This is a genomic window from Paenibacillus sp. FSL L8-0502 (assembly GCF_038593055.1).
Classification (GTDB): Bacteria; Bacillota; Bacilli; order Paenibacillales; family Paenibacillaceae; genus Paenibacillus; species Paenibacillus polymyxa_D.
Genome location: NZ_CP151958.1, coordinates 1,032,887 through 1,045,261, shown reverse-complemented (window position 1 = coordinate 1,045,261; position 12,375 = coordinate 1,032,887). Strand labels below are relative to the sequence as shown.

The window sequence follows — 12,375 nt, the reverse complement described above, 5'->3', positions numbered from 1 at the left end:
TCTTTAATATTCTTGATATTGTTCATAATTAGCATAACTCCTTCTCATTATGGAATAGAATACTGGTGTGATGACGACTGCTTCAAGAAACAGCCCGAATATTAACCAAGGATAAAAATCTAGTGCGATGGCCACGAAAACAAACACTATACTTAAAAAGATAGCTTGTAATCTGCATGCTCTTCTTAACTTCGGATCTACCAATGGATTGCACTCCGTATCGGCCGGAGCGTATCTGGCAATCAGAATGATAGAAAGCAGACAGAGCGTCGCCAAAAAAAAGCGGTTCCATTCTACTTCCTTTAAGAGCCAGGGAACAAACACAAAGGTCAGTAGACTGACCCAGGTGCAATGATGCGACTTGCGAGCATGCCAGCCAAAGGACTTTCGCCGGACCACTGTATAGGAAAGCAGCATCGCAGCCGTTTCGGCTAATACACCGAGCAAACAGGCACTGACCAATACAAGAAGTATTTTTTCTGTGCCAGCCAGTATGTTCTCTAGATAATAAAGCACATAAACACGCTTCTCCGCTTCCAATTCTTCGTCTTGAAAGTATTTATCAATGATCCACGTTGACAATTGATGATACAACGCCACCGCCCCTCCCTAACTTAATTGTGTGGGAAGCTGGAATTGAACATAATCACGATATTTATCATGCCAACTCATTAATTCGTGATGCGTGCCTACCCCCGTTACTTCTCCTTTATCCAAAAAGATTATCTGGTCCGCTTTGTAGATGGTTGACAAACGATGAGCGATAACAATGGTCATTTTATTCTTGGAGAGAAGCTTGATTACATCATGTACAAGCTGCTCTGACTCGCTATCCAGATTGGCGGTAGCTTCATCAAACAGCAGAATCTCATGGTCTGAAAGCAAGCATCTGGCAATCTGGATTCGCTGCTTCTGTCCCCCCGATAATTTGACTCCCCTTTCTCCAACAAAGGTATCCAAACCATCCGGTAATTGATAAATTACCTCCTTCAAGCCTACTGTATCAAGAGCCGCATAAATCTCATGGTCATCCGCGTCTCTGTTTAGGCCATATACCAGATTGTCTCTCACTGATCCTACCAGTAAGTCACTATCCTGCATAACATAGGATATTTTGCGACGCCATTCTTCCGTCCTAATCTTATCCAAATATACATTATTGTAATAGATTTCTCCATTATATTCTGAGTAAAATTTCTCTATTAAAGAAAATATTGTTGTTTTTCCCGAGCCGGAAGGCCCTACGATCGCTGTAGTGGTACCGCCTCTGAAGGTTAACTCCACGTTGGATAATACCGGTTGGCCCTGGTTGTACGAGAAAGAAACATTGGCAAAATGCAGGATATCCGAATTCTGATCATGACTTTTCATGTCCGGCACACTGCCTAACTTTTCTTGCTTCTCATCCTGCTGGTTATATATGGTATAAATTTCCTTACTTGCTCCCTTGGCCTTCTGATACTGCGAGAAAAAACTGCTGAGCTGGGTCAGAGGCGAAACCATTGTAAACAAATAAAAGATCATGGATACCAAAGTACCTGTAGTGATATGTCCAGCGGCAATGCCGGCGCTTCCATACCAAAACATTCCTACCAAAGCTAGCATGATGATAATTGTTACAATCGGCTCAATGACAGCTGACAATATTCCCTCTTTGATGTTCAAGCGAAAGATACGTCCAAGTATCTCCCGAGTATATTTCATTTCAAGCTTTTCCGACGTCGTCGCTTTAATGAATCTGATGTTATAGAGAATTTTGGATAACTCACCGGAAAAATCTGCGGCTGCATCCTGTGCCTCAATCGCTACTCTATTCATCCTTCTTCCAATGGGATAGATTAGTAGCGCCGTTATAGGAATCAGAGCAACGAGTACACTCATTAATCTCCAATCCAACACAAATAACATGATGATGCAACCAGTGACCATCAGGACATCAGCCAGAATAGAAGGCAGAGTGATAGCCAGAAAATTACTTACAATAGCAAGGTCGTTCGTCATTCTGCTGATGATTTTGCCGTTCTCGTTGTTATCAAAATAATTAACCGGCAAATGGATAATTTTTTCCCAAATTTTCAGTCGCAGTTCCTGAAAAAACTTGCTCCCCACATATCTGAGGAGCAGAGAAGACACGGCGTTTAAAATCCCTCCGGCCAGAAACAGCGAAATAAGCACAGCTGCGGTCTGGATCGTCAGCTCCATAGCTGAGATCTTATCGACAAGCTTGCCTGTAATGATCGGCAATACTAATGAAAAAGCGGCGGAAATCAGTGTAAATACGATGCTCCAAGCAAGCGCAAGCTTGGGCCATCTCGCAATTTTGATTAACTCCAGCAAGGAATGGGCCGTTTGTTTTTCTTCACCAATCTTTTTATATGCCGTGCTCTCCATATTCAATTCCATTATGGCTTAATCACCTATTTCTCTTTGTGATTTTCGTATTCTAGCAAAAACTTCATTGCCATTGTATAGACACCTGCGGCTATCGCTACCATGACAATATAGGAGAGCGACAGCTTGGTTCCTATCCAGTCCGTTTGGTTGCTTAATTGGAACAGTAAGAAGCACACGGCGCTTCCGGCAAGAAACTCCAAAGAGTAGGAGAATTTCCGCCCTCTCTTCAACCTATCTAGTATAATATCCACTATAATTACAGCGGATGTAAGCATAAAAGAAATTTTATACAGCATAATCTTATCTCCAGCAACAATCTGCTGATCCTCAAAACTTGCAAAGTATCTGGCCAAAATTGTACCGATTACTAGGTATAATACGACAACTAGCACATTTATTCCGACACATTCGGCTGTGCTGTAGGTAATAGTCCCTTCGCTTCGTTGAACCAGGGTCGCTGCCAAGCTTGAAATAAACAGGACCAGAAACCAAATATAAAAATATGCATCCAGTTGAAAAGAGAGAAAATCGGTAATCAGTCCCACCATGACTGTAATAATTTCTTTTAATAAAATGAACATTACCGTCTCCTCCTTTTAGCTAAATACCAGCATCTGCTTCCATGTACTCAAGTTCTCATTATCACAGGTCAGCAGTGTCAGCAATACACCTGCACATCCATCGAGCAGCCCTACTTTATCGAGAGATAACGGATCATCGACGCTTCCCTCAAGGTCTGTAAAGGGTACTGCCTCTTGAGTATTCCGGTATGATAACATACGATGCAAAAAATCATTCTTGAACGGTATGGCTGCCGTACGGCTGAAATGGTGCTGAATCAGGAGCAAGCCTGCATAGCCGTGACAGATCGTCGGTGAAATTACCTTTCTTAGCGAATCTGGTCTGGAGTAGACGGTATTGAACAATTGCAGAGCCTGCTGCTGCAGCGCTTTGTCCTCCAGGGCCAATCCCAGCCGGAACATAGCCACAGAAGCTCCCGGTGTGCCGTAACACCATGCATCTCTGTGATAACCTGGATTCCGACTAGTCTCTGCGGATTCATCCGGTGTGAACATATTAGGTATGACAAGGGTGCCGTTCCACTCTCTGATATTTCCGAGTAGAAAAGTCTTGGCAACTTCCAGTACTTCTCTCAATCCTGTTAACGGGTAGCGGCGGAGATGTGCAACAGCCAGCAAATTAATGGCTCCTGTAATTCCGTGCGCCATGCCAAGATTATAGTAAATGGTCTGTTCGGGAAGTTCCCCGAAATGTCTCAGCTTGCCTACAGCATCCGTAATCAGTTGAAGGATCTTAAGGAGCACCGCATCCAGCTTCCTAGCGTATCTGTCTTGGCGTTCCTTAACCTCCATTAATGCAGCTGCAATCCCCGTCCATCCTGAAATCAAATCCAAGTCGCTATCCTCAATCAAGGAGTCTTCCAATTTCCCCCTTGTCTCCTCATAGAATTCCCCATAGCTGCTAAGAAACATATCCAGCGTCTGTGAGAGCACATTCGTATATCTTGTTGAACCTCTTGAACACTCGTTAAACAGATAAATAACACCTGCCAATCCGGTATACAGTGACAATGAATGGAACGGTATATTGCCGATTAAGCGCACAATCTCCTGATTGTACTTGAAAGCAAGCGCATCCCACCCTTCCCCCGGGTAGACTTCATCTAGTTTATCCAGAAGAAGGCTGATCCCGGGATATCCTGAAGCCAATGATATCAGCTCCATTTCAGGGTAATCATGCATGGCGTGCTTCTTGATTAGCAGGGTTACAGTATCTATATCTTTGTAAATTTCTGCGCTTTGCCTGACTATTTCAGATAAATTTCCCGGGACTTGTTTGACCGCCATAAGCTCCTCCTCAATAAGCAACATGGTATTTGCTTACCTGTAAATAATCTTCCAAACTGTAGTAGCACAGGTGTAGGGCAAGCTCTTCCTTTTCCCGGTCCAGGCCGAACACTCTGTTGCAGAACATGTGCATGATGCTGAACATAATATCATCGTAATAATTGGTTCTGTCGTCAGCTTCCCGGATAGCCGTGAAATATGCAGCGTATTGCCGCAACCTGTCGCCTGTATCGCTTGCTGGCAAGGATATGGAACGGGTCTGTTGAATTCTTTGGAATAGCGCTTCTTTGTGTTCCCGATACTCCTGTCTGAATTTCTTTGGATCAATAATCGCAGCCATAGCCTTCAATTGATCTTCTGCCAGCGGATACGCGCAGTTCACAACCTCAAAAAGTCCGGTACAGCAAAATAACATCTGATCGGTTGCATTAATTGACCTCTTGCCTGCATAATAGCCTGAAACTAGATAAGAATCGATAGCAAATAACCTCTCCGCTTGTTCAATGAAGGCTGCGCCGCCATACCGCAAAATTTCAGGCCGGTAAGGAACAACCGAATAGGAACTAACCAATCCGGACGAGGTTACAGTATTCAGGAAATCAAAAACATAGTTCAAGGCCGTGAAACGCTGATGCTCTACGCTTCCCGACATTTTGCACCTTAGCCTGATATGCGGCTCCTTATCTGCATACTGGACAAAAAAAACCTGGTCAATGAAGTACTCGGCGCTATTGTCCATGAATGTCTTAAATGCACTGCCCAGCAAATCGGTTAGCATTTCCTGATTGTAATATACCTGCAGGGATATCCAATCCGAACCTGGATAATAAACGGCATTCACCGAAGAACTCAGCACTTTATTTAAGCTTTTATCGGTAGCCTGTGCAGACAATCTGTCTATCGGCAAGTACTGAAACATCGGGCTTTTGCAAAAAAATACGCACTCCTCCATATATCGGTTAGCGGAAGCGAACAATTCTTTCTCCGTTTCCATAATAACGGCCGCCTTGCCTTCCGGATTCCGGGTATATTCTTTGTGCAAAAGCTTTCGATGATGATGGCGATCCAAATCCAGCAACAGCTTATTGTCCAGCTCCACCAAATATACATATCGCGGAATGTTATACTTTATGATCCAATCCTCCAGAAAGGCCAGAAACTGTTCTTCGCTCTGGAGCTGTTTATCCGCATATAATGTCCATTTTTTGGGGCAGATGATGATATTTTTATAGGTTACTCTCGGTGTAAAAGAAGAATCATAGAGATACTCCTCCAGATGGGACCATCCGGTCTGATACTGCAGATTAATATCATTTAGAAACCGGATCAGATAAGGCGCCAGCTCTGTATTGTACATGCTGCTGAGTTTGGGAAATACCAGTTCGCCTGTTTCCCTGTGCTTCAGATAAAAGTATCCCGAATCCTCCGCCCCTACCAGCAGCTGGGAAACATCTAATTTCCGATTCTCGGGAAACGTGGCCATATCCATAGATTGGTCTGGTGTCGGGCCTGCCGTCATAATATTAGTTATTTTGGGACTGAATGGGTAAAATGAGATTTCAGCGGCGCTCTCCCCTGCTTTCTGATCCTTCGGGTTCCTGACAAAATTGAAGATTTCATCACGGCTATCCTTGTCAAACATGTAGGCAAATCTTCCGAAGCTCTGACACGCTTCCAATGATCCGGCTCTGTTGTTTAAATAAAACGTAACTTCACCTTGCTCATTCTCCATGCAGGAATAATACAAATCGAACGAGACATGGACATTCTCCAGACTCAATTCAGACAGCTGTTGGATTTTGACCTCGTCAAGCACGATATCCGAATGATTGACAAGCGCTTCGGTCTGCCACTCCGCAATTAGCGCCTTAAGCTGTCGGAACCTGCCTTCATCCTTGTGCCTGTACTTATCTCCGTTCTGGTAGTGGCTCTTGTACTCTTCAGGTTTGCCGAGCCCCAAGGCTTTACTGAACAACTGCAATAAGGGCACTTCTTCATATACTCCGTACTTCTCAGTAAATTGCTGACGATAGTCGGAAAGTGTATCCTCTTTCCTGTACGTAGAAAGCATGCTCAATATTGAAGCTATTTGGGCCAACGATTGCCTATCGCTGTCCGACAATAGAATTTCATTTACCTGATTCAGTCTTACGTCTATTTTGACCAAGTCGCCCTGATAATCGGGAAGGATAAGCTGGACTAGTTTTCGGACAGCCTCAATGCCTTCGCGTTTGACCGCAGCAACTGTAATGTCCTGAATGGCTTGTCCAACTCTCTCCAAAATATCTGAGTAATATGCTGCCTTGGGAGCAGCAAGCAGCTTTAGTGTACGTATCAGATGCGCCAGAGGAGCGCTATCCCGAGGATTGGGAATCATCTCACTTACCAAAAAGCCTTGTTCTATCAATTGCTGCAAAAAATCTGTGCTGATCGTGTCATCCACGCCGAAGGCGTCTTTTATAGCTTGCATAAGCTGCAGAAAAGTCTGCTGCTCTTTATCAAGGATCTTCATGATGAAATCTATGACCGGGGTTTTGAGAATAGATATATTTTCAGTGCTTCGTTCCTCCTGATCTGCTGCAAACAGAGTCTGATAAGAGATGACGAGCCTGTGATGGTCAATGTAAGAGGTGTTATTTACACTCAGTCTCAATTCATTGCGGACATCCGCATCCCCATGGAAAAGCCCTATTAAGCGGTAAATTAGGCTATAATCCGGAGTTGCCCAGACGACATGTTCCCCGGCGCCTCCCGTTTTTCCAAATCGGGAAATGCCTACTCCCGCGAACAGTCCAAACGGTGTTGGTCTACAAATTGCCCGCGAAATGAACTTGCTTAGACTTAGGATAAGATTCCGCTTTTTTTTGGACTTCAATGTTCTGCCTTGTTCCAGGCTTTGCAGTGCAGCGTAGGTCGAGGGGCTGGAGACATAAATGGAATCTATCAACCCCTGCTGCTGAACGAACCGTACAAGTCTGTCAAGGTATTCATCATCATCTAGTTGTTCATGATCAAATATCTGCGTATAATACTCCATGCCAAGCAACGTTTTCCGGTACATGTAATTTTCCGAGATTTCAAAGTTCTCCAACATGCAATCAACCTCTCATCTGTCTTAAAGCACGAATTGAACCGGCAAGGCTTACTTCATAATAATTCCGCTGAACATCAATCAGTCTCGCGCCTTGACGGAGCAGACACTCCATTTCTGTGCGTCCGGCATTCATCCCCTGCGCGATAAGCTCTCCGCTAAGAGAGGCAACAACTCCGCTGAATAAGGCGCTGGCAATACTCGTACCGATACCCACTGTGTATGCTTTGTCAAATCCCAGCACTTCATATAAGTAATCCTCTGTGTCGAAGCTCGATTTGGCAACCATTACCCAATCATTGTTGTAATTGATTTCATACTCATCACCACTCGGCGCAAAAAATTGATCGTTGAGCGTATTGCTGAACCCGGAGATATCCCCGTTCTTATTAGTTGATCCAATTGGGTATACTCCCTTTAAATTCGCAGGTACTCTGTACTCCTGCGTAATATCGCGTCCATCGTTTCCTGCGGAACAGACTACCCATATGCCTTGCGCATTGGCGCAGTCAACCAAAGCCTGAAACCTATTGAACTCGAATAAGTCGACCTCATATTCTGTACGATAGCTGACGTTGATAATTGGATATCCTTTAGCAATACCCTCTTCCAGCGCTCTATACAACCATTCAAGCTTGCTTATTCCTTTTTTGTCCGTAATTTTGTAGACAACAACCCGAGCGAAAGGGCATATCCCCTTCAATATATATTTGCCGGTAACAGAGCTAACCATTTGTGTACCATGCCCGACGTAATCGCTTAGACAAGGCTCATAAGGTACAAATGACTTGCATTCTGCCTCAACTAGATTACCTTGGATCTCTGAGTGGGATTTATCGACGCCTGTATCAATAAACAGGATAGTAAGCGGCTGACCAACAGTTGCACCACAACTAAAATGATCGGTCAGCCGGGCTACATGCCAATTGTATATATTAGGTTTTATCATGCAATCTCCATAATGTAAGTAGGGGTAGCCTATTTCACTACCCCTGACTTACGAATCGCTTATGAATTATTTACAATTGGAACAAGAACCGGTACAGATACAGGTAAGAGTTTTACATACTGCTTTGGATACCTTAATGGTTGTTTTGATGATTGAAGCTTGTGGGCTAAGCTCACTGGCCTCATAGCTCTTTCTTAAATCAAGGTCAAACATTTGATCTACTTTCATTTTCCTCTTCCTCTCTGAATTAGATTATAATAAACATGATTTCAGTGGTACCCCTAAATCACGTTTATTGTGAGTGACCGTATGTCATATCTTGCTGTCGATGAATAAAGAATATATCTAATTCTCCCGTTTTTTATACTTTATTCCTGAAAGGTATTCCAAACCTCCTAAATTGCAGTCATTTTGCTGCCCATGCGGCATGGCATAAAAAAATACCGACACAGAGCGAAACGATTGACGCTTAGAGCATGGCGTATGCTTGCAAGAATCCGATATGTTCTTATACAGGTGTCTCGTATAAATCGGCTGAAGAAGAGATGCTTAGCATGAAGCGCTCGTCCTATGGCTACGATGTGCTGGCTCTTGTGGACGAACTGCGATTCAAACAGGACATGACTGTAAAGGAACTGACTGACGCACTACAGGCATCCCAACAAGTACCCAAAATCTGTTGAGCGATATCAAGCTCTTTTTGCTGCATCTCGATGACCATATTCGTACGATACTGGCCGAAACGACGGAACAAAACGGTGACGTTCTCTTGTCTATGGGTGGAGTCCAGCCGGAAAAAGGCAATGAAAAATTGTACGTCTTGCGCGAAGTCTTTAGTGGAAACGTACTAGCCGCCAAAAATATGAAAAGTGAGGCAGCGAGCGATCGTTTGCTGTTCAGTCCATTTAACCTCTATAGGTGCGTTCGGAAGAGTTGTGGCCTGATGGTGTGCGAGTGGTCACAATCGATACGTGGACAACCGATCAACCCACTTGCGTAGCCGCTGCATATTTTTGATAAATAGCTTGAATTGGGTATAATCGCTGCACGAATATTAGAGAAGCCAAAAAATGTCAGCGTACATTATACTATTTTCCACAACCATTTAAGCAGTCAACTAATAAGTTGACCCGTTTGAGGCAGCTCTTGCTGAAATGGATAATAGGCTCGGTGTTTCCTTCTCTGATTATTTGGGTTTTTCAAGAGGATCCTGAAGAGACAAATAAGATCGAAGAACGGAGCATGAACCGTGAGACTTTTAAAATTCTCACGAATATAAGCTATAATCGACAATTAATAAGCCACAACCTTATGGATTGTGGCTTATTAATTGTCAGGAGTGAAATTAACCTATGAATTATGAAAAGGATGTATTCAATGTCTATGTTCCTCCATTGAAAAAGAATCTACTATATCGCTCCCATCATCCTTTATTCTTTCAAAGATAATATTTCAAGGTCGAGCTATAATAGGCTAGTGAAGAAGTAGGCGCTCCAGGAGTCATCTTGTTATACTTGTGTATTCTTGATTGCCATATCGCCAATTCACTTTTGTTACTTCACTTAATGAGGCTGGATCATACTACATATAAATGAGTCGAATCACTTTGGTCCCAATCCACATCTTTTTATCCGAATATCCCCATGCTCAGATATCGCTCTCCGGTATCCGGGGCAATGCAAAGTACCCGTTTGCCTGCTCCCAAACGCCGAGCTTCCTGAATCGCCGTCCATATCGTAGCTCCGCTAGAGGGGCCCACCAGAATCCCTTCCTGGGCAGCAATCGCCCGTGTCGTAGCAATCGCATCCTCATCCGAAACCTGCACGATTTCGTCATACACTTCCGTATTCAGCACGGTGGGAACAAAGCCTGGACTGGTGCCAACCAGCTTATGTGGACCGGGTTTTCCCCCAGATAGTACTGGCGAGCCCTTCGGCTCAACTACAACAATCCGCAGATCTGGCAAATGCTGACGCAGCACTTCACCCGTTCCCGTAATGGTACCGCCCGTTCCCGAAGAAGCGACGAACACATCCAGTTTCCCTTCCGTCTGTTCCAAAATTTCAAGTGCTGTGGTCGTACGGTGGATATCGGGGTTTGCCTCATTTTCAAATTGATGCGGGATAAAGCTCCCATCAATTTCAGCCTCCAGTTCAAGTGCCTTGCGAATTGCTCCTGGCATCCGTTCTTCTGCTGGTGTCAGTACGACCTCAGCCCCGTAGGCTTTTAAAATGTTGACCCGTTCCTTCGTCATATTCGAGGGCATCACCAAAATCGCACGGTAACCTCGGGCTGCCGCATTCATCGCAAGGCCAATTCCCGTGTTGCCACTCGTCGGTTCAATAATGGTGCCTCCCGGCTTTAGATGTCCTGCCTTTTCCGCTTCGGCAATCAGGTTGCCCGCCGCCCGGTCTTTAACACTGCCGCTTGGATTAAAATACTCCAGCTTCACATACACTTCCGCATCCTGCGGCCCTGTGAGCCGTTGGAGCCTTACACAAGGTGTATCTCCTATTAAATCTGTAATACTATATACCACTTTAGGTGCCATCGTTGTATCCTCCTTGGATCGTTCCTTACAACGTTATTTACGATCTTCATATCATACTACCAAAATAACACACTTGGCTCCTTCCTACCTGTCGCTTTTGTAAATTACATAAAACTTATCAACTTAGTATGTAAAATTCTTGCAAAATGGGTCGCCAGATATCGCCTGTAGTGATATACTCGCATTACTATTTTTTCAGGAGGATACAAGACACTTATGAGTACTCAAGAAAATATGACAGCAAACCGCTTCCCTCCCTCCTTGCTATGGTTGACCCTTGGTGCCTTCGCCATTGGCATGACCGAATTCGTCATTATGGGACTACTGCCCAATGTAGCCCATGATCTTCATGTTACAATTCCGCAAGCCGGGCAGTTAATTACCAGTTACGCACTTGGTGTGGCTATTGGTGCACCTGTGCTTACCGTATTAACCCATAAGGTACCACAGAAAAAGCTGCTATGTCTGCTAATGATCATATTCATTTTAGGCAATCTTTTTTCCGTCATTGCTCCCAATTACGAGTTTCTGATTGCGGCCCGTATGGCTACTGCATTATCGCACGGAACCTTTTTGGGAGCTGGTTCCCTGATCGCTGCCCGACTGGTTCGTCCTGACAAGCGTGCGGGTGCTATTTCTATGGTGCTGACCGGTTTGACCGTGGCGAACATTATAGGCGTACCCTTTGGTACCTTTATCGGACAACAACTCGGCTGGCGTGCTTCCTTTGGAGCCATTGTGGTCATCGGCTTGATTTCTCTGTTTGGTATCATTCGTTATATTCCGGTGATTCATCAGGACAAGCCTTCCAGTCTCAAACAAGAAGTCCGAAGCCTGTTTAATCCAAAAGTGCTGCTGATGTTGCTCACAGGTGCAGTCGGTTGTGGCAGTCTGTTCACTGTCTTTACGTACATTACGCCTTTGCTTACGGATATTAGTGGCTTTGCCGAGCATAGCATTACCTGGATTCTCGTCCTGTTTGGCCTAGGGGTAACGATCGGCAACATCGTTGGCGGCAAGCTTGCAGATTGGAAACTGCTGCCATCCCTGATCGCAAACTATGCTGTACTGGCTATTATTTTGGCCATTCTGACGTTTACGCTTCAAAACAAGGTACTGGCGGTTATTACTGTCTTTATCTGGGGCATTGCTGCGTTCGGCATCATGCCGGGTATTCAGGTTCGCATCATGAATCTGGCCTATGAGGCTCCTTTGCTTGCCTCTACCTCCAGCCATTCCGCATTGAATCTGGGCAACGCAGGCGGCGCTTTTATCGGGGGAGTTGTTATTAATCAAATGGGGCTAGCCGCTATTCCATGGGTTGCATCGCTAATTACTGTCGGCGGTCTGCTACTCATGGTAGTTAGCTACATTGTGGATCGCAAGACAGCTCATACTGAAGCGATAGCGGAGATACAATCATAGAATCGTTTAGCAAGTTGGACGTAAACGAATGGTTCATTTTTCATAGATTGAGAGATATTGTCCACTCTCTTCTTCTACATTCCTCATAGTATGACAT

The 12,375-nt window shown here is 44.5% G+C and carries 10 protein-coding genes; 2 read left to right on the top strand and 8 right to left on the bottom strand.

Annotated features, from left to right (window positions below):
- Positions 1-3 precede the first annotated feature (3 nt).
- The 7 genes from NSQ57_RS04680 to NSQ57_RS04650 form a co-directional block, all read right to left on the bottom strand.
- Positions 4-600 (bottom strand): accessory gene regulator AgrB, encoded by a 597-nt coding sequence (locus NSQ57_RS04680; RefSeq protein ID WP_340954377.1) that lies wholly within the window; start codon positions 598-600, stop codon positions 4-6.
- Between the two features lie 9 nt (positions 601-609).
- Positions 610-2,403 carry an ABC transporter ATP-binding protein gene (locus NSQ57_RS04675; protein ID WP_081317629.1) on the bottom strand — a complete coding sequence of 598 codons (1,794 nt, stop codon included), beginning with the start codon at positions 2,401-2,403 and terminating at the stop codon, positions 610-612.
- Positions 2,404-2,417: 14 nt separating this feature from the next.
- Entirely contained in the window at positions 2,418-2,975 is a 558-nt protein-coding gene (locus tag NSQ57_RS04670; RefSeq protein ID WP_016819877.1) for a DUF5823 family protein, read from the bottom strand.
- Between the two features lie 15 nt (positions 2,976-2,990).
- Positions 2,991-4,262 carry a lanthionine synthetase C family protein gene (locus NSQ57_RS04665; RefSeq protein WP_342425689.1) on the bottom strand — a complete coding sequence of 424 codons (1,272 nt, stop codon included), beginning with the start codon at positions 4,260-4,262 and terminating at the stop codon, positions 2,991-2,993.
- Between the two features lie 10 nt (positions 4,263-4,272).
- Positions 4,273-7,356, bottom strand: coding sequence for a lantibiotic dehydratase (locus NSQ57_RS04660; protein WP_342425688.1), 3,084 nt, complete (start codon positions 7,354-7,356; stop codon positions 4,273-4,275).
- A 4-nt stretch (positions 7,357-7,360) separates the two neighbouring features.
- On the bottom strand, positions 7,361-8,302 hold the full coding sequence (locus NSQ57_RS04655; RefSeq protein ID WP_209018268.1) for a S8 family serine peptidase: 942 nt from the start codon (positions 8,300-8,302) through the stop codon (positions 7,361-7,363).
- 66 nt (positions 8,303-8,368) lie between these two features.
- Positions 8,369-8,530, bottom strand: a complete 162-nt coding sequence (locus NSQ57_RS04650) for an FDLD family class I lanthipeptide (RefSeq protein WP_080561132.1) — start codon at positions 8,528-8,530, stop codon at positions 8,369-8,371.
- Between the two features lie 326 nt (positions 8,531-8,856).
- On the opposite strand from NSQ57_RS04650, the gene NSQ57_RS04645 reads away from it, so the two are divergent.
- Positions 8,857-8,985 (top strand): hypothetical protein, encoded by a 129-nt coding sequence (locus NSQ57_RS04645; protein WP_256026159.1) that lies wholly within the window; start codon positions 8,857-8,859, stop codon positions 8,983-8,985.
- Between the two features lie 944 nt (positions 8,986-9,929).
- Here the strand turns inward: NSQ57_RS04645 and cysK are convergent.
- Complete coding sequence (cysK, locus tag NSQ57_RS04640) at positions 9,930-10,853, bottom strand: cysteine synthase A (RefSeq protein WP_342425687.1); 924 nt, start codon at positions 10,851-10,853, stop codon at positions 9,930-9,932.
- A gap of 216 nt (positions 10,854-11,069) precedes the next feature.
- Here cysK and NSQ57_RS04635 point away from each other — a divergent pair, with 216 nt between their 5' ends.
- The gene (locus NSQ57_RS04635; RefSeq protein ID WP_029517609.1) at positions 11,070-12,278 is read left to right on the top strand and encodes an MFS transporter; all 1,209 of its coding nucleotides are present in this window, start codon (positions 11,070-11,072) and stop codon (positions 12,276-12,278) included.
- Positions 12,279-12,375 lie beyond the last annotated feature (97 nt).

Excerpts from the sequence above, each read along its gene's own strand:
- NSQ57_RS04635 (WP_029517609.1), top strand. The coding sequence starts at position 11,070 with ATGAGTACTCAAGAAAATATGACAGCAAACCGCTTCCCTCCCTCCTTG.
- cysK (WP_342425687.1), bottom strand. The coding sequence starts at position 10,853 with ATGGCACCTAAAGTGGTATATAGTATTACAGATTTAATAGGAGATACA.
- NSQ57_RS04675 (WP_081317629.1), bottom strand. The coding sequence starts at position 2,403 with ATGGAATTGAATATGGAGAGCACGGCATATAAAAAGATTGGTGAAGAA.
- NSQ57_RS04665 (WP_342425689.1), bottom strand. The coding sequence starts at position 4,262 with ATGGCGGTCAAACAAGTCCCGGGAAATTTATCTGAAATAGTCAGGCAA.
- NSQ57_RS04670 (WP_016819877.1), bottom strand. The coding sequence starts at position 2,975 with ATGTTCATTTTATTAAAAGAAATTATTACAGTCATGGTGGGACTGATT.
- NSQ57_RS04645 (WP_256026159.1), top strand. The coding sequence starts at position 8,857 with ATGAAGCGCTCGTCCTATGGCTACGATGTGCTGGCTCTTGTGGACGAA.
- NSQ57_RS04655 (WP_209018268.1), bottom strand. The coding sequence starts at position 8,302 with ATGATAAAACCTAATATATACAATTGGCATGTAGCCCGGCTGACCGAT.
- NSQ57_RS04650 (WP_080561132.1), bottom strand. The coding sequence starts at position 8,530 with ATGAAAGTAGATCAAATGTTTGACCTTGATTTAAGAAAGAGCTATGAG.
- NSQ57_RS04660 (WP_342425688.1), bottom strand. The coding sequence starts at position 7,356 with ATGTTGGAGAACTTTGAAATCTCGGAAAATTACATGTACCGGAAAACG.